This window comes from Candidatus Mycoplasma haematominutum 'Birmingham 1' (assembly GCF_000319365.1).
Lineage (GTDB): Bacteria > Bacillota_I > Bacilli_A > Mycoplasmatales > Mycoplasmoidaceae > Eperythrozoon_A > Eperythrozoon_A haematominutum.
Window position 1 is genome coordinate 20,324 of sequence record NC_021007.1, and the last position, 25,519, is coordinate 45,842.

The 25,519-nt window shown below is 33.9% G+C and carries 20 protein-coding genes; 18 read left to right on the forward strand and 2 right to left on the reverse strand.

From position 1 onward, the window contains the following. Nucleotides 1-26: 26 nt before the first annotated feature. From MHM_RS00140 to MHM_RS00175, 7 genes are all read left to right on the forward strand, one after another. Nucleotides 27-2,033 (forward strand): DNA gyrase/topoisomerase IV subunit B, encoded by a 2,007-nt coding sequence (locus MHM_RS00140; RefSeq protein WP_015511404.1) that lies wholly within the window; start codon nucleotides 27-29, stop codon nucleotides 2,031-2,033. Between the two features lie 2 nt (nucleotides 2,034-2,035). Further along, entirely contained in the window at nucleotides 2,036-5,008 is a 2,973-nt protein-coding gene (locus MHM_RS00145) for a DNA gyrase subunit A (RefSeq protein ID WP_015511405.1), read from the forward strand. 4 nt (nucleotides 5,009-5,012) lie between these two features. Continuing rightward, on the forward strand, nucleotides 5,013-5,408 hold the full coding sequence (locus tag MHM_RS00150; RefSeq protein WP_015511406.1) for a hypothetical protein: 396 nt from the start codon (nucleotides 5,013-5,015) through the stop codon (nucleotides 5,406-5,408). A gap of 53 nt (nucleotides 5,409-5,461) precedes the next feature. Continuing rightward, nucleotides 5,462-5,878: a hypothetical protein gene (locus MHM_RS00155; protein WP_187286204.1), complete on the forward strand. Its 417-nt coding sequence runs from the start codon at nucleotides 5,462-5,464 to the stop codon at nucleotides 5,876-5,878. Next, the gene (locus MHM_RS00160; protein WP_043902075.1) at nucleotides 5,845-6,876 is read left to right on the forward strand and encodes a DNA gyrase C-terminal beta-propeller domain-containing protein; all 1,032 of its coding nucleotides are present in this window, start codon (nucleotides 5,845-5,847) and stop codon (nucleotides 6,874-6,876) included. Before MHM_RS00155 ends, MHM_RS00160 begins: the two co-directional genes overlap by 34 nt. Nucleotides 6,877-6,880: 4 nt before the next feature. After that, a complete protein-coding gene (locus MHM_RS00165) occupies nucleotides 6,881-7,915 on the forward strand; it encodes a DNA gyrase C-terminal beta-propeller domain-containing protein (RefSeq protein WP_015511409.1) in 1,035 nt (344 codons plus the stop codon). A 311-nt stretch (nucleotides 7,916-8,226) separates the two neighbouring features. After that, on the forward strand, nucleotides 8,227-8,631 hold the full coding sequence (locus tag MHM_RS00175; RefSeq protein WP_015511411.1) for a hypothetical protein: 405 nt from the start codon (nucleotides 8,227-8,229) through the stop codon (nucleotides 8,629-8,631). A gap of 347 nt (nucleotides 8,632-8,978) precedes the next feature. Here MHM_RS00175 and MHM_RS00185 read toward each other — a convergent pair whose 3' ends face one another. Together MHM_RS00185 and trpS are read right to left on the reverse strand one after the other, a co-directional pair. Next, complete coding sequence (locus tag MHM_RS00185) at nucleotides 8,979-10,739, reverse strand: phosphohexomutase domain-containing protein (protein ID WP_015511413.1); 1,761 nt, start codon at nucleotides 10,737-10,739, stop codon at nucleotides 8,979-8,981. A 3-nt stretch (nucleotides 10,740-10,742) separates the two neighbouring features. Continuing rightward, nucleotides 10,743-11,774, reverse strand: coding sequence for a tryptophan--tRNA ligase (gene trpS, locus MHM_RS00190; RefSeq protein ID WP_015511414.1), 1,032 nt, complete (start codon nucleotides 11,772-11,774; stop codon nucleotides 10,743-10,745). A gap of 72 nt (nucleotides 11,775-11,846) precedes the next feature. Here trpS and MHM_RS00195 point away from each other — a divergent pair, with 72 nt between their 5' ends. The 11 genes from MHM_RS00195 (at nucleotide 11,847) to MHM_RS00245 (ending at nucleotide 25,515) form a co-directional block, all read left to right on the forward strand. Beyond that, entirely contained in the window at nucleotides 11,847-13,106 is a 1,260-nt protein-coding gene (locus tag MHM_RS00195; protein WP_015511415.1) for a DUF933 domain-containing protein, read from the forward strand. 2 nt (nucleotides 13,107-13,108) lie between these two features. Further along, nucleotides 13,109-13,693 (forward strand): thymidine kinase, encoded by a 585-nt coding sequence (locus tag MHM_RS00200; RefSeq protein WP_015511416.1) that lies wholly within the window; start codon nucleotides 13,109-13,111, stop codon nucleotides 13,691-13,693. Between the two features lie 88 nt (nucleotides 13,694-13,781). Continuing rightward, nucleotides 13,782-14,249, forward strand: coding sequence for a hypothetical protein (locus tag MHM_RS00205; RefSeq protein WP_015511417.1), 468 nt, complete (start codon nucleotides 13,782-13,784; stop codon nucleotides 14,247-14,249). Between the two features lie 3 nt (nucleotides 14,250-14,252). Continuing rightward, nucleotides 14,253-16,079: a GTP-binding protein gene (locus MHM_RS00210; protein ID WP_015511418.1), complete on the forward strand. Its 1,827-nt coding sequence runs from the start codon at nucleotides 14,253-14,255 to the stop codon at nucleotides 16,077-16,079. 61 nt (nucleotides 16,080-16,140) lie between these two features. Next, on the forward strand, nucleotides 16,141-16,920 hold the full coding sequence (locus MHM_RS00215) for a hypothetical protein (protein ID WP_015511419.1): 780 nt from the start codon (nucleotides 16,141-16,143) through the stop codon (nucleotides 16,918-16,920). A gap of 118 nt (nucleotides 16,921-17,038) precedes the next feature. Then, complete coding sequence (locus tag MHM_RS00220; RefSeq protein ID WP_015511420.1) at nucleotides 17,039-18,055, forward strand: hypothetical protein; 1,017 nt, start codon at nucleotides 17,039-17,041, stop codon at nucleotides 18,053-18,055. 42 nt (nucleotides 18,056-18,097) lie between these two features. After that, the gene (locus MHM_RS00225; protein ID WP_015511421.1) at nucleotides 18,098-18,817 is read left to right on the forward strand and encodes a triose-phosphate isomerase; all 720 of its coding nucleotides are present in this window, start codon (nucleotides 18,098-18,100) and stop codon (nucleotides 18,815-18,817) included. Between the two features lie 19 nt (nucleotides 18,818-18,836). After that, nucleotides 18,837-20,366, forward strand: coding sequence for a 2,3-bisphosphoglycerate-independent phosphoglycerate mutase (gene gpmI, locus MHM_RS00230; protein WP_015511422.1), 1,530 nt, complete (start codon nucleotides 18,837-18,839; stop codon nucleotides 20,364-20,366). 35 nt (nucleotides 20,367-20,401) lie between these two features. Beyond that, on the forward strand, nucleotides 20,402-21,145 hold the full coding sequence (locus MHM_RS00235) for a purine-nucleoside phosphorylase (protein ID WP_015511423.1): 744 nt from the start codon (nucleotides 20,402-20,404) through the stop codon (nucleotides 21,143-21,145). Nucleotides 21,146-21,173: 28 nt separating this feature from the next. Beyond that, nucleotides 21,174-22,457 carry a hypothetical protein gene (locus MHM_RS02820; protein WP_015511424.1) on the forward strand — a complete coding sequence of 428 codons (1,284 nt, stop codon included), beginning with the start codon at nucleotides 21,174-21,176 and terminating at the stop codon, nucleotides 22,455-22,457. 193 nt (nucleotides 22,458-22,650) lie between these two features. Continuing rightward, nucleotides 22,651-25,515, forward strand: a complete 2,865-nt coding sequence (locus MHM_RS00245) for a hypothetical protein (protein WP_015511425.1) — start codon at nucleotides 22,651-22,653, stop codon at nucleotides 25,513-25,515. The last annotated feature ends 4 nt before the right edge of the window (nucleotides 25,516-25,519 follow it).

Sequence of the window (25,519 nt, forward strand, 5' to 3'; positions counted from 1 at the left end):
AACGTTTTAAGGATATGAATTAATATATGGCGAGTCATAAAAAGGAAAAGAAGGGAAGAAGCTCCCCGATTTTAAAAGATGAATCTAGTGATATGAATATTAATTTAGGTTATGGAGATGCAGATATTCAGGTATTAGAAGGACTTGAACCTGTACGAAAGAGACCAGGGATGTATATTGGTTCTACAGGCATTGAAGGTTTGCATCACTTAATTTGAGAGGTTTTAGATAATGCAGTAGATGAAGCAGTAGCGGGGTTCGCAAAAAATATTTTCCTCACTTTAGAAAGAGATCGTATAGTGTCGGTAGAAGATGACGGTCGAGGTCTACCAACAGGAATAAATCCACAGACGGGAGATCCTACAATAATTACTATTTTTACCCGATTACACGCGGGAGGAAAATTTGATAATACCAGCTATAAGGTTTCCGGTGGGCTGCATGGAGTGGGAGTTAAGTGCGTCAATGCTTTATCTAATTTTTTTGAAGTTACTACGACTAGAAATGGAGAAACTTATTATGCCAAATTCATGCATGGAGGAAAAGAGTACACAGGTCCTGAGTTAGTGCGAAAAGATGAAAAAATTCCATCAGGCACTAAAGTTAGGTGACAACCAGATTTCACAATATTAGAAGACAATCAATATGATATTTCACTTATTAAGGAGAGATTAGAAAGATTAGCTTATTTAAATAAGCAAATTACTTTTGTCTTTGAAAATAAGTTAAGTGGAGAAAAGAAGATTTTTAGATCAGAGGGAGGTCTCTCCGATTGAGTAGAGCAATTGGGAGTAGGATTAGAAGCAATTTATCCCACTCAAAGCTTTTTATTAGATAGACAAACAATTGAAAAAAAAGGTAAAAAAAATATCTTAGAACTTGAGGTGGCATTTCAATATATTTCCAATAAAAGCAGTAGTACTATTTTCAGTTTCTGCAACAATGTGTATACACCTTTAGGGGGATCGCATTTAGAGTCTGTAAAAGAAGGGTTACTCTCCTGTGTGAGAGAAATCTCTTTTCATGAAATTAAAAAAATCAAAAATATTTATGAATTAACGAAAGAAGACATAATTTCTGGTTTAAATATGGTGCTTTCTTTAAGATACACAGAACCTTCCTATAAAGGACAAACTAAGGAGTCTTTAGTGAATAATGAGATTAGATCAGTCATAAAGGGAGAAATTGATCAAAAACTTCATTTCTTTTTTGAAGAACACCCCGACGGCAAAGAAGCATTTTTAACCCATATTGAAAGAGCTAGACAAAATAGACTCCAAAGAGAAGCGATTAGTGATTTGGAAAGGGAAATTCAGAGAGATAATTCACTTGAATTTGCGGAAAAATTAGCTGATTGCACAATTAAAAATCCTGATTTTTCTGAGCTTTATATAGTTGAGGGAGATTCAGCGGGGGGTTCAGCCAAAAGTGCAAGAAATAGAGAATTTCAGGCTATATTGCCCATCAAAGGGAAATTAATTAATGTAGCTAAATTAAGTAGTTGAGCAAAAGCATCTAAAAATCAAGAGATATGTAATTTAATTACTGCTATAGGATGCTCCCATTCCACCAATTTTGATATAGAAAAACTGAAATACAACAAAATTGTTTTGATGACTGATGCCGATGTTGATGGCTCTCATATTAGGATTTTGATACTGACTTTCCTCTATAAATATATGACTCCTTTAATTGAAAATGGAAAAATTTTTGTAGCTCAGCCCCCCTTGTATAAAGCATCTTCTAAGAAAGAATCAATATATCTTTGATCTGAGGAGGATAAGAGAGAATTTGAAAAGAAGAGAGGTAAATTTTCTGGATTTGAGATAAGTAGATTTAAAGGATTGGGAGAGATGTCACCTGCACAACTATGAGAAACAACCATGGATCCTCAACGTAGAACTTTTTTGCAGGTCAAAATTGTCGATCCAGAAAAATCTGACAAGACTATCGAGGATCTAATGGGTAAAGAAGTTAAACCTAGAAAAATATTCATTAGGGATAATTACTTTATTGCCAATTTGGATATTTAGATATGGCTGCCAAAATTTCTGCAAATTTAGAAAAAATACTTGAGATTCTTCCTACCTCAAAAGTAGAAGGCAAAGATATTGTTAAAGAGGCAGAGCAGTCGTTTTTGGACTATTCTCTCTCAGTTATTACTTCCAGGGCATTGCCCGATCTTAGAGATGGACTGAAACCAGTGCACAGAAGAATACTCTATTCAGCTTACGAAGAGAAGATGTTTAATGATAGCAGATTTAAGAAGTCTGCAGCTCTTGTGGGAGCTGTTATGGGATCATATCACCCACATGGCGATAGTTCTATATACGGCGCTTTAGTGAGATTATGTCAGGATTTCAATATGAGATATCCTCTTTTGGAGGGACAGGGAAATTTTGGCTCTATTGATGGAGATGGTCCCGCAGCTATGCGTTACACAGAGGTGAAAATGAGCAAGATGGGAGAAATGTTTTTAGAGGGCATTAAAGAGGAATGTATAGATTTTGTTTCTAATTATGATGGTTCCAAGGAAGAGCCAAAAGTACTTCCAGTAGTTGTACCTTCTATTCTTTTAAATGGAGGAGAGGGAATTGCAGTGGGAATGGCTTCTAAAATTCCACCTCATAATTTACATGAAGTTTGTGATGCTGCCATAGCTTTAATAGATAATGCCAATATGACTTTCGAAGAGTTAAAGAAGTATATTAAAGGTCCAGATTTTCCCACAGGAGGTACAATTATCAGATCAGGTAGGAAAAAAAATAATATTGACAATTATTTAAAAACAGGAGAGGGAACATTTATCATCAGGGCTCAAGCAGAAATAAATAAAGAAGAAAAACAGATTATTATTAATTCCATTCCCTTTGGGGTTAAAAAAAGTCAATTAATTAAAAATATTGCAGAACGAGCTAGCGAGGATAAGAGTTCAAAGAAGCAATCTAAGGGTAAAACTATAGATTTATTACAACGCTTTATTAGAAATATTCGAGATGAATCCAATTTGAAGGAGGGCATTAGATTAGTCATAGAATGTGAGAAAAAAAACACGCGCGAAGATGATTTGCAGATAGTTTTGAATAATTTATATAAATATACTTCCCTACAAAAGTCTTATGCTCCTAATTTGACCCTACTTAATGACGGTAGGCCTGAAGTGTGAGGAGTGCTTGAAATTTTGAAGCAATATTTGAAACACCAATTGAATATGTTGGTTAAGAGAACCAAATTTACACTAAACAAATTAGAAGATCGTATTCATATTTTGGAGGGGAGAAAAATTGTGGTGGAAGATTTAATCCAAGTTATCAAAATAATTACAGAATCCGAAACTCCCGAAGAAACCATGCAGCAAAAATACTCACTTTCAGAGAAACAAATAAAAGATGTTTTTGATTTGCCTTTACGACAGTTGAAAAAGATTGAATTTCAAAAATTGGTAGATGAACTAGAGGAAAAATATAAAAGTAGAGCAGAAAATAAGGCATTATTGGAGAGCGAAGTTTTACAGAAAGAAAAAATTAAGACACGCCTGTTGGAAATAAAAGATGCGTTTAAAGATGATCGGAGATTGACAGAAATACTTTTAGATTCAACCTCTCACTTTAAACCAGAAGATTTAATACTTAAGGAAACTTTGATAACTAGTATTAGTGAAAAACAATATATTTCAGCTTTCCCCCTAGATGCTTCTAAAGAATTTAATACTTCAATTTCTCAAGGGGATGAACTGGGAGCCCTACCAGTTAAAGGAGATGAGATTCAAGATTTATTAATTGCCTCTTCCAAAGACGATTTATTACTTTTTTCGGATAGCGGAATGGTCTATAAGTTAAAAACCCATCAAATTAAGGTTAAAAGTGATAAAGGATGATCTAAAAAACCTATTTTGATTAAAAATTTGATTTCTATTGGAGAGAAATCCGAGTTAAAAATTGTGGAGGCCTTAACAATGAGAGAATGCGATTACGGCTACGTTTCGGACGGCAACGATAAGTTCTTATTTTTGGTAACAGAAAAAGGAAAAGTGAAAAAATTAAAAGCCAATGTATTAAAGGGAGTGAAAAAAAATGGTAAGAAAGTCATGAGACTCCAGGAAGGAGATAAGCTGAAGTTTGTGATCAAAATTAATTCCGATTCAGATATTTTTATGTCTACCAAGGAAGGATTATCTATTAGATGCAGGACAGAGGTTAATGAGGATTGAGCTAGAGAGGTTCAAGCTCTGCCTCTTTTTAAGAGCCAAAATCCCACGGAATTTAATAGGTTATCTAGAGATTTACAGCTATTAAGCAATTATTTCACTTGAATATCAGTGGATAAAAATGATCTTTCAAGAATCATCGACATACTCAAATTGAAAATGCACTTTCAAGAATTAGATAGCTTCAAGAAACATTTATATATCAAAATTAAGGACTTAAAAAGTCAGTTAAAAATTAGCAAAAATAAAGATAGGAACGTAGAAATATCTAAAAATATTTCAAGATTAGAAAATTCTAAGTTATTAAGGGAATTGCCTTCACAATTAAAACAATTATCTCTGGAAATCAATGGGATACATGAAGATTATGGAGCAGAAGTAACTATTCAAGAACTAGAAGATATAGAAAAATTATTTGATCTTCAGCGAGGTTTACTTTCACCAGAAAATATAAAAATTCAGAATAAAGAATTATGGAATTTGTCTGAGCAGGAATTATTAGCTTCTAATACAATTTCCAGCGAGCTTCGTAAAAAATATTTAAGGGAAATAGATAATGCCGCTCAAACTTTAAGAAAGCTTCAAATATTCCAAGAAATCAAAGACTATTCTCAAGTTGATTTGGAATCAAATATAGATAAATTAAGGGGCTCTCATAAGGAGATAAAAAATTTTATTAAAGAAGAGAGAATACTCATGGGAATACGGGCCAAAATATCAGAGAAAAGAAGTCAGCTGAAATTTTTGAAAAATTCCAATTTAGGATATTTAGTTTCAAGATTGGAGTTCAAAAAATCTTAGGACAATGGTTTTGAAAAACAAAAGCATCGTTATTAAAGTAAAAAAACCAGGAGATATTGAAGCTTGACAAAATAATTGGAAAGAAGAATTAGAGCTAGAGTTGGAAGAATTGGAATTTTTAGAAAAAGAGCAAAAATCGAAAGTATCAGAGATGGCACACAAGGGATTTTCTAGTTTAGATATTTTTAGGCTTAGAAAATTGGAAGAATTGCAGAAGTCCAAAAATTATAAATTTAGTCTAGAAAAAGAGCTTAATCTCGCTCTTAAGCAATTTACAGGAATTAAGCCTCTGAAGCAAGAATGCGATCGATTAAATAAAAAAATCTTAGATCTTAAATTAGTAGTTTCCAAACTAAAAGAATTTGATAAACAGTATTTTGAGGAAGAAAAAAAATATTAAATGTTTTAGATTATCTCAGGGAATTAAAACTTTCGGAGCTTCAGGCAGTTATTTTGGAAGTTGAGCTTTTAGACAATTTGTGAAAAAAATGAAATACTCTGAAAAAAGAGAGAATTACCAAAAAGATTAAAGATAAAACAACAGTTTTAAATTATGTTCAATCTAAATCTGCACTTGAAATAGAAAAATGGAAAATTTTTGCGAAGAGGTTGAAAGCTGTTGCAAGAGGGAAAAAAAGTGATGAGATTTATAGAGAATTACGGATGATTCCTGAGTTCAAATCTTTAAAGAATGCGGAGATTAGAACCTTGCTGTGACAATTGGAATCGGAATTGAAAAATGCTTCTCCAGAGGAAATTGAAAAATCTTTATTGAAATTACAAGAGATGACGGAGCATACTCTTTCAGAAATAGAAGAGGGTTTTCACAAAATTAAGTGATTGCCTCAGATTTTGAATCAAATGCAGTAGATATGCCGTCAATTGCAGAGGATAAATTTAACCGGGAAAAGTGAATTACTGAGCAATTTAATAGATTAAGAAGTTCGTCGGGACCTTCCAAGCTAAGGTCAGCACTTCAATCTCTAAATGATGGTAGAACCGCAGAAGTACTATTTCATAAACTGCAATCTTTGACTCAAAATGAAAATTTTTTGCAAAATTATAAGTCTGAAATTAATCGAATTTTGAAAGTGTCTCGTGGCAAAAGTTTATCTACATTAGAGAAAGAATTAGAACAACTTCAACAAACTTATAACTTTAAGTTGACTCAATTAGAAATAGCTGAACACAAAATTAAAACCTTGAAGTCCAAAACGGTGGATGAAATTTCACAAGAGATTGAATCTCTGGAACGACTTTATCAGTTAATTGAAAATAGTTCAATTGAAGATATACAGTTAAGCGCTCAAGAGCGCAAAATGTGAGAAGAAATACACACTAAGGTAGATGCGCAAATAAGACAAGAAAGAGAATTATGGGGTAGAAAAAGCAGTCTTAAGACAACCTCTAGAAATGCTGCAGGAGTGAAGGGGATCGATTTAGCAGATACAGATGAAATAGTTTCAGTTTCATCTACATATAGTGGAGAAGATATGGTACTTATCATCGATGAAACAGGTCGGGGAAAATGCACGAACTTATCAGAATATAGAATGTCTAGGTGAAATTCTAAGGGAATTCTGAGTTGTAAGAGAGTAAAGGCAGAAGGGGAGGAAGAAAGATCTAGAAGTTTTAAAAACTTAGTTACAGGGACTTTAATTGATTATGAGAAAGAATCTATAGTTCTCTGAACAGAAAAAGGATTTTTGAAAAGATTTAAAGCGAAAGATCTAGTTTCTACACGTAAAAATAGAGTCACTTCAGGCAATAAACTTATAGAATTAGAGAAAGGGGATAAAATCAAAAAATTTGCAAAGTGAAAAAATTTAGAAGAGGAAACTAAAGTTTTGCCTATTTCAGGAGGTTAGATTTATGAGCTTAGAGAGAAGTTCCAAAATAATTAGTGTTAGTACTAAAAATTATCTTGCAGGAATTTTTCTTCGAAAGATTAGATCTACCAAAAGAGGAAGAGTAGGACTCGATGTGGGAGGTTATCCTAATAAAGATGTAATCGCGAATTTAACAATAGCTGCAGAAAATGATGATGCAATACTTCTTTTTACTAATATAGGAAAGGTTTATAAGTTGAGTCTAGATGATGAAAAAGCAATTGTGGTGGGCGATGATTCTACCTGACCAGAAGAGCTAGTTAACATACCAGAATTGCTAGAAACCAATAGTTCCGCTTTTGAAAAAAATGAGCGAGTTGTTCAGTTACTGCCTATCAAAAATGAAGAATTTGAGGAGGATAAGTTCTTTTTTATGTCCACAGAAAAGGGAATGGTGAAAAAGTTAGAAATTTCTGAACTCTCAAGCATTACTAGAGCAGGAAAAAGAGTTATTACTTTATTTGAAGGAGATAGCTTAAGTCATGTTATAAAAATAGGAGCAGAAGATGAAGTATTACTTGGCCTTTCTACAGGATACGCTGTTAGATTTAGCTCTACTTCTGTTAGAGCTTCAGGACGAGCTTCCACAGGAGTTAAAAGTATTGAAATAGAACCTAAATCTGGAGCGAAAATTATTTCCCTCTCTTCCACTTCTAATCCCACAAAAGCATTAGTAGTGTCTATTGATGAAGAAGGTAAGGGAAAATGCACTAGCCTTAGAGAATTTAGGCTTACTTCCAGAAGATCTAAAGGCACTATTGCATATAAATTGGGTTTATCTTCAAATTCATCTAAGTTGAAAAAGGGAGCTAAAAAGTTAAGTTTGGTTACCTGTGCAATAGTTCATGATAATGAGGAATTGGTCTTGTTAAGCGATAAAAACAGGATTAATAGAATTGGAGTGGATCAAGTTACCCTCAGAAGAGGGAGAAATACTGCAGGAACAATTTTAGTGAGATTAGAACAGTCTGGAGAGAAATTATTTCAGTTTGCTAAACATGCACCATCAGAAGTTTAATTAGAAAGTGCTTTCATTAATTTACCAAGTTCATGCCAGGGTATGCTATAGCTTTAATTTTCGAGACTGACATTTCGGGAATCCAGGATTTATCTTTCTATTAGTGATGATGATTATTGCTTTTCCAATAGCTGTTTTAGGGAGTATTAAAGATCACAAAGGATTGGCTTGGGCAGAATTTTTCTACACTATGCATCCTTCTAGATGAGGGAGACTATCTTCTCAAGCATTTAGAAAAGTAGTATTCAAACCTAAAAAGAAAGTCAATTTAAAAAATTATCAATAATTAGGACTTTTAAAGGTCCTAATTCATGTCAGCTAGTCTTCTTGTTTATGACGGTACTACTATTGGGTGAGTACTTGGGACAGTTATTCCCTCTATTCTAGGATTTGCTACATATGTTTGTAAGTTAATTTTGGATGTAAAGCAAAAAGGTTGAAAAAATTTAAACCAGGAAGATTGAAAGCAAATTGGGGAGAGTATTGAAAAAGAATTTGCATTAGTCTACAATGCGGTAAATAAAGATCATTACTATTGCGAACACTGTCAGAAACAATGTTCAGGTATGCAAGATAGAGTTCATAAATTAGGAGAACAGATTTCTCAATCTAAAGATTCGCTGTTAAAACAAACTAAGGATCAAGTGGAAAAAAATATTGTATTAGAAAAAGATAATAAATTACAAAAAATGTTGTTTAAAGGTCAAAATTCTTAGTTTTGAGATTTTTTATCAATTTTTTTGATTGATGTACTCCCTTCCCCATATTATTTTGGTGAGAGATGTTGATTGTCTTGACAGTTACTCCACTGATTTCCCTATTTTGCATTTATGAATTATGGAGGGGAGAAATGAAGATGGGTTATGGAGAATTTAATAGTTGACTACTAAGAGAGGGGCTTACTAGAGAATATTTAATGTCTAGGTGAAGAGATTACAGAGCTAAGCAGAAAAAATCTAGGATGTCTAAAGTCAAGCCGCAGCTACACATCTAAAACTCTCTACTAAGAGGTTTTAAGAGTCCTCTCCAGGAGGAGAGGAACTTTAAACTTTTTATCTAACTTTTAGTCTTTAGAAGTTAGTAATATCATTTTTAACTCCCTGTTGATAGAAGCAATTGTTTTTTCCAATTTCATTCTTTCTCCCTTAATGAATTCCATTCAATTGTTTTTATGAAGCTGTTTGGAAGATTTTTCAAAAAAGCTATATATGTTGAAGTAAAGTTTGAATTTAGGTTCAGTACCAGAAAATCTCGCTTTAATTCAACTTTCGGAATTTTCAAATTGAAATGTAAATATTTCAGGAATTTCTCCGGGTAAAACTTTCAACTTAAAGCCAGCTATGTTTAATAGAGTTTGGGAGTGTAATAGTGTTTTTAGTTTGGTGAGTATCGCCTCCCTATGCTTGAGATTCCTTAAGTTAAATACAATAGTTTTTCCCAACCAGATAGTTTGAAGCTCTCACATGAGTCAGTAGAGCTGAGTAATTAAATTTTTGGAGTGAAATTTATAGTAACCAATCATAAAAATAGTTAGCACTGTTTGCTGGAATCCATCCTTTTCGAGAGAAAGGTTGGAAAAGATAGATAATCCAATAGCTTCTTCACATCCTAATAGAACTTCGCCCCTTTTAGAATACTTTTCAATCATTTGACCAATACTCTTAAACCCTGTATTAGTCCGTTTAATTTCTATTTCCCTATTAAAAGATGAGACCACTTTATCAATGAAATCACCACTGACATAGGTAGTAATTAAATATTTGTAATTCACTTCAATATTGTATTTAGGGTTACTAGCTAATTCAAGGAGAAATACTGCTAGAAGTATAGCCATTTCATTACCTGTAAAGTAATATCAAGAAGTTCCATCAAATTCTCCTAGAGCCCCTCTATCTGAATCAGGATCATGTGCAACTAAATAATCTATCTCCATACTTCTTGCTTCACTTTCCATAGCTTGAAAGGATTGGGGATATTCAGGGTTGATTATTTCATTTTTTGGAAATGAAAAGGTGGGAGTACACTCTGGACCGAATTCCCTAAATTGCTGTGAACCCATCATTTTTGAGAGGTGTTTCATCCTCCCTGAAGAAGTTCCGTGATGTGAAGAAAATAGAAATTTAATTGTTCGAATAATAGTACTTCCAAGGGGGTAAAAACCCCCTAATCTAATACCTATTTCCCTCTGCAGGTCTAGTGCATACTCATGAAAAGCTTCATTTCCAATAGCGTTAATTTTTATTTCAGGATTTCATCTAATACTTAGGTATCTCTCCGGCTTTCTAAATAATTTTCGAATTTCAGCTTCTTCTTCCATGGACAGTTGGCCTCCTCTACCATCATAAAATTTCATTCCATTGTATTCGGGAGGATTGTGACTGGCTGTAATCATTATTCCACCATGGAATTGTCTTTTTTTAATGTAGTAAGCCAGAATGGGAGTAGGAACAGATACTGTAGAGAGAATGGCTCGCACATTATTGAACACCAGCACCTTATATACTGCTCTTGCAAAAGATTTGCTTAATTCTCTATTGTCATAACCAATTAATACCTTGGCTCTATCATATTTAGAATTCAGAAATTTTGCATAAGCCTCCGCAAACACTCTATATGTGTGTAAATTTAAGCGTTTAGGACCCACTCCCACAATTGATCTAATACCAGAAGTACCAAATTGGAATTCTTCTCCACTAGGGGAAAATAACTCCACTATATCTTGTGGCTTCAATTCACTTAACTTTCTCTTCTCTACAAAACTGTTACTTTCATGATCGCATCATAGCTTATACATTTCTTCGGGAGTAAGTTTGATTTTTTCCACTTTCTAGGAGTAGGAGTGCAACTGCGTTCGTATGAATTCTAATTTAGATTGCGCTCGTATTTTTAATATTTCTGTACTTTTTAAAATACTTACTTCCAATTCTTCCCATTTCACCTCTTCATATTTTGACTGTATTTTCTTTAAAGTATTAGAAATTAACACACTTATTTCTTTTTTAAGTTCAGCGTAATTTAAGTGCTTTAATTTAGAGAGAGCATCTCCTAACGGAATATTAGATAAAGCTGAATATAGACTTAAGAGATTGTGAATGCCCGGTTGACCTTCTTTATTGAGTGCAATAGTATTTCAAGAATCAGTTTTAGCTTTTTGAATTTTTCGCTGAATCTCTCCCTCACTATCAGTAATAAAAATAATTCCCTCTTTATTAGCGGAACTTTTAGACATTTTTTTTGTAGGATCTTGTAAATCCATTATTTTTAGAGAATTTAGGTGAGTCTCTAAAGCCGTTATTTTATTTGGAAAAATAGTTTTAGAGTAGAGTCTATTTATTCTTTCTCTTATGGAAGCGCACAATTCTAAATGCTGTATCTGATCTTCTCCCACCGAGAGCACTGAAGCATCGTACAATAGAATATCCGCAGCCATCAATACAGGATATAGCAAAACTCCTAGTAGAGCCGGTTCTGTTTGATTAGCCTGTTTAAATTGAGTCATTAAAAATTTGTATTGAGTCATTAACTTCAATTCACCTAATTTACAGTGAGTCATTAAAAAATAAAAAAGCTCCAAATGTTCCGAGCTTAAACTTGACTGAAATACAATCTTGGTTTTTTGAATATCTACTCCAGCAGCTACTGCTCACTTTACCAGGGATTTGGACCGTTCCTTTATTTCTGAAAATCCTATTTTTTGAGTTGATAAAGGTATTGTATATGCATGTAAATCAGCTACTAGCAAAATTGTTTCATATTCATCTTGGGCTTGAATTAGAGGCAGCAAAGCACCTATATAGTTTCCAATAGTCAATTCGGAAGTAGGTTGTATTCCACAAAGCAAAACAGGTTTGACAGACATTCCCAGTTAATTAAAAAAAATAAGATTATTCAATTTTTTTATTTTTCTAAAATAAAATCTTTCAAAGTTTAAGTGATCTATAAGATAGGACTGGTCGGACTTCCCAATGTAGGAAAATCTTCACTTTTTAATTTGTTAAGTTCTTCCGCTAAATCAGTCGCTGCCCCCTTCCCTTTTTCTACAATTCAGCCCACTAAAGTAGTAATCAATTTTCCGGATATTACCTTAAATAATTTATACTCTCAACTACTTTACTGATTTCCCAATTTAGAGTATTCTAAGTTAATTAAAAAAGAATGTAAATTTGAACTTATTGATTTGGCGGGAATTGTTCCGGTGGATGGTGTAGATAGTGAGAAAAAAAGCGAACTAGGACCGTCTTTTCTCTCATATATTAGAGGCGTAGACTTAATACTGCTAGTAGTGAGAACTTTTACAAATGACTCTGTAGAATCACAACTTAAAACTTTTCTAGAGGAGCATACAGAGTTATCTTCTTACCTATCTTATTCAGACACTTCCAAAGTTAAAAGTGAATCAATTTTCGAGCTCAAGTTAGTATTAATGACCTTAATTCATTCCGATTTAGAGCTTATTTCCAAATTAATAACTAAGTACAGCAAGGATAAATTAGTTTTTGAGAAAGAGTTAAATTTACTTCTTTCAATTAAGAAAGAATTAGAAGAGCGGAAATATATTCCTATTTATTTACTTTCTAGATATAAAAAATCTACTGACTGAGAAAAACAGTTATTAGATAGACTCTCTCTTTTAACTACTAAAAAAACAGTAGTGCTTTCCAATTACGGTTCTAGTAAGGAATCACTAAAAAAACTATCAGAATTAAAGAAGTGAACTAAAAATAATTCTCTTTCTTTTAGTGCTTTAAATATTGAGGGAGAAGAATTACATAATTTATCTAATAACACCGAGGAAAAGGAAAGTCTAAGGAATTCTGAATATCTTAGAGATTCATCAATTTTGGAGTTATTGAAAACTATAGTTCAAACTTTAGGATTAAATATTTTTTACACCTTCAAACTGGAAGACAAGAATAAAAAAAAATATAGTCTCTCTAATTTTTCCTGAACATTAGAACCTACGGGAGGGGAAGTTAGAGCTTGATTTTTTGTAACTTCCGAAAATCTTGCTCGAAGTGCAGCTAGAATTCATAATGACCTCTCCAACTATTTTGTAAGCTCCAAGATTGTGGAAAGTGAGAAATTTTTAAAACTAGAAAAAGGTCAGAATTTTACAAATTTATTAAGTAGCGTTTCTAAGACTTATCAGTTGCGAGGAGGAGAGATAGTTCAGATTATTTCATCAGTTTAAAAATGAATTCTAGTTCTGCTATCCTTACTGTGATTTGCGGTCCTATGAAATCAGGCAAATCTAAAGAATTGTTTTCAATTATTGATAGACTAAATTATCAGAAAATTAAGTATATTATCTTTAAGCCTAAGATAGACTCTAGAAATGAGAATACAATTTCTTCGAGATATTACTCCCAGTCAAATGAAGCAATTATTATAGATGAACAGAATCCCCAGGAGATACTAAACTATATTCCTGAAAACAGTTTAGAACCGTTAACGACTTTAATTGATGAAGCTCATTTTTTCTCTAGTGAGTTAATTTCAGTGGTTAAATCTTTACTGTCCAAGGAGGTAAATGTAATTATTTCAGGATTAGATTTAGATGCTAATATGAAAACATTTGGACCTATGGGAGATTTGCTAGCATTATCCAATAAAATAAAAAAATTGAATTCAGTTTGTGAGCGTTGCTACAATGTGGCCAATTTTAGTGCACTCAAAGATTCTCAACAGTCTTTTGAGAAGGACAATATTTTAGTCGGAAATGAACAATATATAGTTTTATGTAGAAATTGCTATCTAAGACACACTCAGAAGTGTTAGCTATTTTTTTCGACCTTTTCCCTAAGTTAGAGCTTTAACTTTAAGGGCGCAAGCCCTTTTAACTCAAAGGGAGAGTAGTAACATCTTAGTGTCTAAGTTTTCTCTAAAAGCAGCAATTATCAAATCATTAGATGATCTTTTTGGAGATTCTTATAGGGCTTGCAAATCATATATTGACTGATTTTTTGGACCTATATTTGCAATTTTGAGGCGGGTTAAAAGTGCTATTTCATTTTTCTTTTGAAAGATATTTCCCTCTCGCTCTAGTGAGTTAGAGAGAGAGCGTTATAAAAAATTTATTGAGTCTTTAGGAGGCTGAAAAAATGTTACAGCTTTTACATGTAGAGCTAAAAGTTGACATTTAAAAATAACCCATGAATTTTTAATTGACTGGGATACACTAAAAACTTTTAATGTAAAAATTATCTACTGAGGTTGACCCTATTTAGATTTATCTCTAGGTTCTTATTCTAGGTGAATGTATAAGAGATTAAAGCGCTTTAGTGATAAACCTATAGGTAGAGCTATACCGAAATGTTCCCTTAAAAAAAATTAGACTATCGAAACTCGTAATTTTAGCATTATCGCTCATATAGATCACGGGAAATCTACCCTTTCTGACAGAATTATAGAAGCTTGTCTAGGCCTACCACATGCCTCCATTACAAATTGTTTTTTAGACAGTATGGAACTAGAAAAAGAAAAGGGGATTACTATCAAGTTGGCCGCAATAAGACTGACATGGAAAGATTATGTGCTCAATTTAATAGATACGCCCGGACATGTAGATTTTTCAGCAGAAGTGGTTAGGAGTCTCAAAGTATCAGAAGCCGCAATACTGTTGATTGATGTAACTAAAGGTATACAATCTCAGACAGTGTCGTTACTTAAGCAGGCAAAATCAGAGGGACTTAGGTTAATACCTGTTCTAAATAAAATAGATTCTCCCCTAGCCACAATGGAAAGAATATCAGAAATTCAGTCCAGGTTAAGCGCTTTTCCCTATCTTCTGACAGATTGTCACAAAATTTCCGCTAGAGAGGGAAAGGGTATCTTAGAATTACTCGATTCCCTTACTCTGAAAATTCCTCCCCACTATCAAAATAGGTATCTTGCATCTCTGAATATTCCCTTTATTAAAAAGAGGGAATTTTACGCACTAGTATTTGAGGCTGAATTTCACAATCAGAAGGGTACGATACTTACAGTTAGGGTATTTACAGGAGAAGCTGCAAAGGGGTCGGAAATATACTTAGTTAAGTCTAAATTGAAAGTCAGGATTAGGGAGATAGAATTTCTCACCCCCCACTCTCAAAAGTCTGAAAAAATTTCAGCAGGAGATGTAGGTCGTATCTATCTGTTTTTACCTAAAGAATTGAAACTAGAGAGCGGAGAGCATCTTTGTAGCTATCCTACTCCCCCCAGGGTCGAATTAGATTTACTACCAACCTCTAAAATTGGAGAGCTTAAGCCTATGATATTTAGCTTTATAGCACCTTATGATGATACTCAGAGAACACTTTTTACAACCAGCTTAGCTTCACTCAGCTTGTCAGATTCTTCCTTTAGGTACAGTTTTACTCAATCTTCAGCATTAGGATTTGGAGCTAATATAGGAGCATTAGGACCCCTACATCTTGAGGTTTTAATTACCAGACTTGAAAGGGAATTTAACTTGAAATTAGTTAATGGACCTGCCATGAGTGAATACAAAGCAATACTTAAATCTGGGGAAGAAGTATATTTTTCAGCGACTCATCAGTTACCAGCTCAAAATCTAGTTAGGGAATATTTAGAACCTTACATATTATTGAATTTTTCTCTAGACTCTCAATATGAGAAAGAGTTTATTTCTTTTTTATCCTTTAGGAGAAACGCAGAATTACTTAATATAGAGCGAGGAGTTGACTTGGAGTTAACTTATTTAATTCCGCTTAGTGAGTTAAATTCCGCTTTTGTTCACCAATTGTATTCAATTACTAAGGGATATGTAACCTATAACTATGCATTTGAAGATTACTATCCCCTCTCTTTAGTGAAAGTGGGAATATTTATAAATAATATAGAATACCCCGAATTAAGCTTTTTATCTGAAAGCAGTGAAGCAATTAAGAGAGGTAGAGAAATTCTGTTGAAATTAAAAGAGAATGTTCCCTCTCAACTTTATGAATTAGCATTGCAGGCTAAAATAGGGGGAAAAGTAATAGCCAGGGAGAATGTGAAGGCACTTAGAAAAGCAGTGGCAGCAAAATGTTATGGAGGAGATATCTCCAGAAAGAAGAAACTTTGAGAAAGACAGGCAGAAGGGAAAAAGAAAATGAAAGAAAGCTCTAAACTTCAATTACCTCACTCATTTTTTAAATCTTTAATTTCTACTAAAAGCTAGGAAAAGTCTAAAACACTTAAAATCTCATTAAAATTAACTTAACCTTTAGAAAGTTTTAGAGATGAGGGAAAGCATACAGGTAGTCGCTAATAGGAATTTAATAGAGGATCCTAGTTTCAATGTAGAGAAATGTTATTCTTCAGCTTCGACACTGGAGGAGAAAGTAAGCAATACCTTGATATTGCTCTCCTCAATAGATGGAGTAGCTAAAATTGAAAGTTTATTGAACCATTTAAAACTTCAAAAAAGTAATATATTGGCTCTTTATGATACAGTTTCTTCTGCCATTAAATCTGATTTGATAAATACCTTAGAAAATTTATTTGAGACTAAATTAAATTCCGCAAAGATAGAAAAAGATATGGATAGACTACTTTATACAATTAGGGCTTCTACACCTTTTTCAAATAGTAGATTTGCGGATCAATTACCTCAATCTAAGGAGTATAGACAATTTTTAGCATTATATGGGGAAAATATGAGTCTTAATCAAAAGGTAGTACAATTTAAGAGTCAAATTTCACTATACTTAGATTCTCAAAAGATATTGGATAAAAATTATGCCTCCAAGATGGCCCACATAGACTATCAAATTATCTCTTTAAGTAGAATAATCAGCAATTTATCAGAAACTAATAAAGAAGAAATTGGAGAACTATATTTGACCCAATTTAATAGAATTGAAGCTTTAGTTAGAGATATTACTGAAAGAGAAGATAAATTTAATAAATTGAAGCGAGTTATGAATTTGAATCCTGAGAGTTTTATATATACGGGCTTTAATAGAGATGTCATGGAGCAAGTTTCTGAATTAGATAGTGAATTAAGTAAGAAGGTTTAGAAAACCTTCTTAATTATTTGACTTAAATTAAAGCTATTGTGTTATAGACCAGAAATTTTCGCTTTGTAGTTGTAGCTTAATTAGCCTGCTTCGGCAGGCTTTTTTTGTCTATTAGGAGATGTCTGTAAACTCTCAGGTTGTAGCTGAAGATGGAGCTGTTAGCGCTCAAACTCAATTTCCACTCCAATTGAATGATTCTGGATTGAGCTTGGAAGCGACCGCAGTACCCGCTAGCGCTGAAATTGAGGAGAGAGAGGAAGATGTTGCGAATACAGAAGCTTTTTTACCTCCAATTGATATACCTAAGCTTAAGAAATACTACAGGAAACTGGAACGCAGGATATGCGTTTGAGTTCTATTGAGTCAGATATTTATGATTGGGATGCTCTTTATGGGAGTCAATATCATTATTAAAGTTTGAGGATCAACTTCTTTAATTGACAATATACTATCGTGAGTTTCTTCGGTTGCATCAAATACTGGAATGAGATGTGCAATGTGTGGCATTGTTTCAGGTATACTCTATCTCTGTCTTAGGAATGTTGAACGATTACGTTTGAAAAAAAAGTATATTGTTCATGAAAATAATTTGTGCAAAATGATGTACTATCCTACATGCATGACTCCAGCAAGTACTCAAAATGTGCTTTCCATTTTCAAGTGAAGAATGAATATTTTTTGAATAGGATTTTCCCTATTTGGTCTTGGAGTAAATGTTCTAACAGTTGCAAATGGGTGATATCTATATCAACATGTTGCAACGAAAACAGCTGAATTTTATTGAAATAAATTTCAGAAATTCACTCAAATGTTTCAGGAAATAGTGAAATGAGATACAGGAAAAATTCCAGATCGACTTGTGGATATAGCTTTTTGACTATTTAATTCAGGAATCTTAACCATGATTTTTACGCGATTTCCACTAAAGATGGTTATCAATAAGGCCTTGGACGTTTTTAATGTAAACGAACTGAATATGGGCGCTGAATTAAGAGAACATGTTTTTAAGTTAAATAAGAGAAATAAGATATTTACCTTAGTGCTACTCTGTTTGACAGGATTACCTTCCTTCATAATTCTTAAGAGATTAATAATAGCGGTATTTAACAAGAGTTTCAAATATTCTAAGAGATAGGATTTTTTAACTAACATTAAGATGGAAGACTAGTTCAAGAATATGGCTACGGGAGGCAAAAAATTAATTATTGGTAATTTAAAAATGAATCTATTGAGACATGAATTTGATTTTTACTGTCTAGAGTTACGTAAAAAGTTACAGAGAGAGTCTCCTGCTCACAGATTGGGATTAGCTATTCCCTATATATATTTAGAAAGAGTTAATCAGGAATTAGGGAGCGAATTGCAGATATTCTCCCAGGATGTGCATCACGTAGAAAAAGGAGCTTACACTTCTTCAATTTCTGCTACTCAACTAAGCTCTATAAACGTTTATTCTACCTTAATAGGACATTCAGAATGTAGATTATTAGGTCAAAGTGAGGAAATTATTACAAAAAAAGTAAGAACTGCACTACTCAATGGTTTTAATATCGTGTATTGCTGTGGTAAGGAACCGCTAAAAGAAATTAAAAATGAATTGTTTTTCTTAAATGCTCAACACTTAGAAAAAATAATAATTGCATTTGAACCTATTACAGCAATTGGTAGTGGAATTCCCATGGCCGCTGAAGTAGCAGCTCAACAACTTTCAGAGATAAGAAAGTTAATTATAGATATGTGGGGCGAACCAGCCAATAGGGTTAGGTTACTCTATGGAGGATCAGTGAACAAATCTAACTACAAAGATTATTTGAAAGAGGGAAATATTGATGGAATACTCGTAGGTTCTGCCGCACTAAATATTCATGATCTATGAGATATGGCTATGGAGAGGTAAAAATTCTTTTATAGGGTAGTTGAATAAGAAGGTTATACTCACCATCTTAGATGGGTGAGGTCTTAGAGAAGAAAGAGAATGGAATGCGATTGCTCATGCAGAAACTCCTAATTTTGATAGATTGAGAGCGGAATATCCCTTTACTCAATTGATAGCTTCTGGAGAAGAGGTAGGACTACCAGCCGGTCAGATGGGAAATTCTGAAGTTGGTCATCTCAATATAGGAGCCGGTAGAGTAGTAGAAACAGGACTCTATAGGATTTCACAATCAATCAAGAAGGGAGAGTTTGAAAATAATGAAACGATTGTTAAGTTGTTCAGAGAGTTAAAAGTAGAGCCTAGCTCCAATCTTCATCTGTTGATATTAGCATCCAAGGGAGGAGTACACTCTCACCTGGACCATTTGTTTGCTTTTTTAAAAGTTGCTAAGCATCACAATATATCTCCTTTGGTGCATTTATTCAGTGACGGAAGAGATGTAGCTCCTAGTCAATTTTTGAAGGATTTAACTGAGATAATTCGGGAATTAAACATAAACAATGCTAGATTGGCCACCATTTCCGGTAGATATTATTCTATGGATCGAGATAAAAATTGAGATAGGTTAGAGAAGGTATTGAGAGCTATTACCCTTCAACGGGGAATAAAAAGTTTTAGAAGTGCAGAAGAGTATGTTCAGAGACAATATTCAGCTGGAGTGACTGATGAATTTATAGAGCCTGCAGTATCTCAGGAATATTTAGATAGAGGAGAAGCTCTTAAATCTGGAGATAAAGTGGTATTTTTAAATTTCAGACCAGATAGAGCTAAGCAATTATCTCATGCATTAGTGGGGTCTGATGGACTATATGAATATTCCTCTCCACTGATACCTAAGGGTCTTTCTCTTTATTCAATGATGGATTATGAAAAAATTCACCTCTCTGGAGTATTTTTTCCCCCAATTTCACTAGAAAATACATTAGGTCAGGTAATTAGTGATCAGGGTGGTGCTCAATTAAGGGCGGCAGAAAGTGAAAAGTATCCTCATGTGACTTATTTTTTTGATGGAGGAGTCGAAAGAGATTTGCAAAATATTAGGAAGATAATAGTTCAGTCTCCCAAGGTAGGAACTTATGATAAAGCACCGGAAATGTCCATAGTGGAGTTGTTCAGTCAAATTAAGGGAGCATTGGAGACTCAAAAATATGACTTAGTGGTAATTAATTTTGCTAATCCAGATATGGTAGGTCATTCTGGTGATTTTGAAGCTACGGTAAAAGCATGTAGTGCTGTAGACAGAACATTAGGAGAATTGTATGAATTATCGCAAAAGCAAGGCTACACTCTTGTGGTAATTGCAGATCACGGAAATGCTGATATTATGAAAGATAGTTTAGGCAAACCTCATACTGCTCATACAACTTCTCCAGTACCGTTCATCTTATGTGATAAAGCTAGAAGTCTTCGAAGCGAAGGAAAGTTGGGAGATATTGCCCCTACAATATTGGAGCTTCTCTCAATTTCTCAACCATCAGCAATGTCGGGAACGTCCCTCCTAGCTAGTTAAAAAACTCTTAAAATCAATAAAAATACCTAATTAGGATGTCGACAGTGCATAATAGTGCACCTAAAGGTTCGATATCTAAATTAGTGTTAGTAACAGGAGATCCTTTAAGATGTAAAAGATTTGCAGAACTCTACCTAACTTCTCCGAAATTACTGAGTGAAGTTAGAAATGTTTATTGCTACACCGGTATGTACAAGGGAGTGGAGATAACACTAATGGCTCATGGGATGGGAGTAGGTTCTATGGGCATATACAGCTATGAGTTATTTTCTCCAGAGATATATGATGCTGATATAGTAATTAGACTAGGATCTTGCGGAGGAATGTCTGAAGACGTCAATGTAAATGATTTAGTATTAGTTACCTCAATTCACTCCAATTCCAATTACGGGGAACTATTACACTTAAACCCTTCAGAAGATATCAAACCTGATCACGAATTAATTAATCTTGCCAAGAAGACTGCAGAAAGTTTGGGAATTCCACTAAAATCAGTGAGAAATTTTACCTCAGATAATTTTTATTCCAAATACTCTCTGAGTGAATTGCATCGTAAAACTGGTTGTGATACTGTAGAGATGGAAGCCTATGCTCTAGGATTAAATGCGATATATCATAACAAAAAATTTTTAACTATTTTGACAGTGTCTGATGTAGATTCCAATAGAACTTCAGGAGTAATTGAATTAACTAGAAAAGAAAGAGAGGAAGGATTGGGTAAGATGTTCCAGGTAGGGTTGGAAACGTTAGTTTCTTACTCTAAAACCATTTCCTCCTAAAACCTAGAGAGAGAGAAAGAAGTAGCTCTTGCTTAGACAAGAGCCTGCTCCTAAACTTTCTAGTTGAGCACTAAATTCGTTATATTTACAGGAGCAAGAGTGAATTCAAAAGGTAATAGCTCAAGATGCTCATAAATCCTATACCACCCCCCCTAAACCGGAGAGGTTTTCAAGACTCTTTTATCATCCTCAAGAGGAGATTAACTGATATGAACCTAATATTCTCTCAGAGCTGAGTGTTGCAGCTCCTGGCTCAATTTATAAAGAAGTGTTTCAGTCTAAATTACAGGCCCCCTATCTCTGATTTTTTTTAGGTCAATATGTAGATAACACAAGTCAACTTCATATAGGGGATAAGTTAAAACTTCACCGCAAAATGATGGAACAAACAGCTTCAACTTTAATTCACTTTCCCGGTTGTAAAGAATATTCTCTCTTACTAGATAAGCATGAATTGCATTTTGAGTTGAAAAAGAGACTACTAGAGTTTGAAAAGGAAAGTACTATTTCCAGTTTGAAACAATTGAATCTTACTGATGTATGTGAGAACATCTCTAAGAAATTGGAAACAGTGATTTATCCAGAAAAGAAGCAAACAATCGCTCAAGTGAAATTGCCTGCCGAAAAATTGAAACAAGAGGAGAAACTTTCTGAACTATTGAGGATTCCTGTTCAACGAGATTGAATGAAGGAATTGCCCATTCCATTGCAAAATTCCCTCCCCTCTATGTTTTTGCATCGTTGCTTTTCTCCTGAGGTTCCAAAAAGCGCTCCACAACGAGAATTACATCCAACTCCGCAATTCATACAGAATCTTTCCAAAATGGTTATGAGATTTTCTATACTACGTCACTACACTCCCGAAGAAGTTGAGAGAATGGTACGGGAAAATACTGACTGAACTACTGCCAAAAGCGATATTCAGTGACATGATCCCCAGGAAAAATGATTCTACTGAGACCTACCAGCCATCAATCTTTTCTTTGATAGATTTAGGGAAGACTTTAGACATACTATAGTTACTGACTGGGAAGAACCGGAAAAGAGACTTTCTCTATCTAAAGCAGAAATAGGAGAAGCTTTTGAGTTTTCTCACGCTGAACATGCACCAATCTTTAGATATGAGGGAATTCCAGAAATGACTATAGGAGAGGACTTAAATAAGATGGAAGAGCTTATGAATCAGTATTCAGTGTTTTATAAAGAGCAAGTTAAGAAAGAATTAGAGACTGAGGGAGCGCCCCCCTCAGTTTCATGACAATCTGAAGCAGTACTACAAGAGTTAGAGAAGGCTAAGGAAGAGCTTCCCTAGACTTTGATTAGAATTTCCGACAACCTCTCATCAAGGATATTGTTTTTTTAAGTTTCATAGGGAGAAAAAGATATAAGAATCCTCCCTATTTTTTAAAATTACAACCCTAAGGAGGGTTGGAGCCCTCCAACACTCTTTTATAGAAAGGAAATGGTAGTCTCAAATTTAATGATTTCAATTTTTTAGAGAATTTATGGTAAAGAAGTTAACTGTTCAATTGGAGAAACGAAAAAAAGGAAAAATTTCTACTAAGGTAGTTACTGTAAAAACTATTAAAAAACCAAAGCAGAAAAAATCAATTGTTACAAAAGTGAGGGAAAGAGAATTAACAGAGTTGGAGAAAGCACGAATGATGGAGTCAATTAATATCTCTGAAAGCTACAGCTCTAAGTTAAAAGCACCTAAATTATCTAAAGCAGAATTACAAAAAGATAGGAAAAAGCCTACTCATACTATCAGGCATAAAGAGCTGTCCGAAATTGAAAAGGCTTCCATGATGGAAGGTCTTAATTTTGAAGACGGAGGAGGATCCAAAATGAAAGATGATCATTTGAAATCAAAAACTTCTAAGAAGGAGAAAAGCTCCCCTTCACCTCGAGTGAGAAAATCCAGAGTTTCTGAGGGAGAAAAAGCTGATATGATAGGCTCTATTAATTTCTCAGAAAGTTACAGTAAAAAGCTAAAAGCTCCTAAATTAACTAGAAAGGAGGCGAAGGTTGAGAAAAAACGAAAATCTCCCCATATAGTTAGTCATAAGGATATTTCCGATGTTGAGAAAGCCCAAATGATAGAAGAATTAAGTTTTGAGGAAAAAGTAAAGTTACCTCAATTCAAACATAAAACTTCTAGAAAATCTAGGCAAAAATCTAAACAAGCATCTGCAGCTAGAACTAAAGCTGCACAATTCAGGGGAAAAAGTATAGAAGTATCAGAATCACCAAAAAAGGTTAAGGGGAGAATTCGGTTGATTGAAGAAATTAATTTATCGGAGGAAGGGGCTACCCTTGCACTCCGAAAAGATAAGAAGGCTGTTAAAGCAAAGGACTTATCACATAAAAAAGGAAAGAAGGTAACTAAGGAGGGGAAAAAAACAGCTGCACAACCAATTAAGAGAGCTAAATCAGAAGAGGCTTATTTGCACAAATTGGAAGAGCAAAAGAGAGCTGCATCGGCTAAAAAAGCCTCAAAAACTGCACCCAAAAAGAAGCAAAAAATTAGGGAAGTTGATTTATCTACTCAGTCTCAGACAAAAACCATTTCTAAACGCAAGCAAACTAAATACAACAATTTAGAAACACGCACCCATAATCTTGTAGGTGAGTTAGATGATCAAAAAGAATTTAAGGGAGGCTATTTAAAGCAAGTTGATGAACAACTTAAAGTGCTTCAACAAAAGGCGATAAAAATAGAGCTTAAGGTTAATCAATTTTTCCTTCGAAAACAAGAAGTCAAATTAAAGAGGAGCTCTACTCCAGCTCCTGAAAAATTAACTAAATCAGTTGTTGAAGATGTTATTTTTGAACAATTGTTACCCACAGAAGGAGAAGCTTCAGAAGTAAGAAAGCAAGAATTACAAAAACTCAATTTTTATAGCACTGCAGCACGCCCCAGTCGATTTAGAAATATGTTTGATGCTTGACTTAAAAAAAATGCTAGAGGAGAGAGAAGTGAAATTTATCTCCCTCCCGAAATTGTGGATTTTAGCGAGTCTGCAGCGAAAGTTAAGAGTACCGGAATTTATCTTCCTAACAAACTTTTAAGTCGAGCAGAACATGCACCAGAAGTCATTGAAAATCGTTTTTTTGATCCCAAAGAAGGTAAAATCAGAAATTTATTTGCCAAAAATCACTTTCAATCATTTAGAAAAAATGAATTAAAAAAGCAAAAAGAAACCGCCGCAGATTGAGAGCAGCATAAAAAATGAGTAACTTATACAGAAATTCCTTTTTTCATGAAAAAGATGAAGGGAGAGTCACTCTCCCTAAAGGTTATACCTACTCCACTAGTGAAATTTGCCATAAAAAATAAAAAAATTATTCAAAAATTTTATGATCGTTCTAGATATAGACAGTTTCCCTGAACCCAGGTGGAATTAAAACCTTTTCGCACCAAATTTCAGCAAGTATCACCTATTTCCCCAACATTTATAGATCAAGAGAGCAGTGTTTTATATGAAAAACCTGAGATACCCCCTTATTGAAAAACCATTAGAGAAAAAGCCCCCGCTTCTCCCTCTTCACTATATAAGGAGTTTTTGGAGAATTTCGGAGAATATGATTTATTAAATTACAGCAAAGATAGTTGGAAGATGGTGCAAACCCTAAAGGATAGATATTTCGAAAATCATCTTTCTGATGAAGAATTATTACTTCAAGCCAATCAGGAAATAGCTCCCGAATTGAATAGAATGATGAAGTTATTAAATGAGCAACCTTTTTTAGTGTTTCCTTTAGGGGCTAGTTCAGCTTTATACTCCATTCTCCCCGAACTTGATGGGATCTCAGAAACGTTATCGAGGCACAACATAACTCCGGAGAAAACCAAGAGAGTTTCTGCAAAAGATGTACATATTAGATCACCTAAAGGAATACCTATAAATATATTGAGCAATACAGAGAATGCACTCTCCTTCTCTTCGGATGAATGCGTGGATATTGAATCTCGAGAGTTCATGAAATTAAAGAAATTTAGAGATTTTGAAGTCGAAGAATATTCGAGAACTTTCTATAGTAGCTTTAGTGAATCGATGCTACTGAATTGTTCGCGCATTGCACAAATTAGAGAGTTACAAAAATTCAAGAAATGACTTCCTACTTGATCTTTCTTTAACGATTTGTTCCTATTAGATAATGAAGGACTAAATTTAGAGGGCAATTTACCCTCTTTTGAGAGAATGGTTTTAAGGGAGGATTATCAGAGGAGCAGATTTTCCCACTCTTGAATGTACTGGGATAGGGAAGTTAAGAAGACAGCACCGCTAGATGCTAGTATTAGACAAGTCTACAATAAACATTTAGTGGCTTTACAGCAAGGTTGATTAAAACTTAAACTTAGTTAGTAAA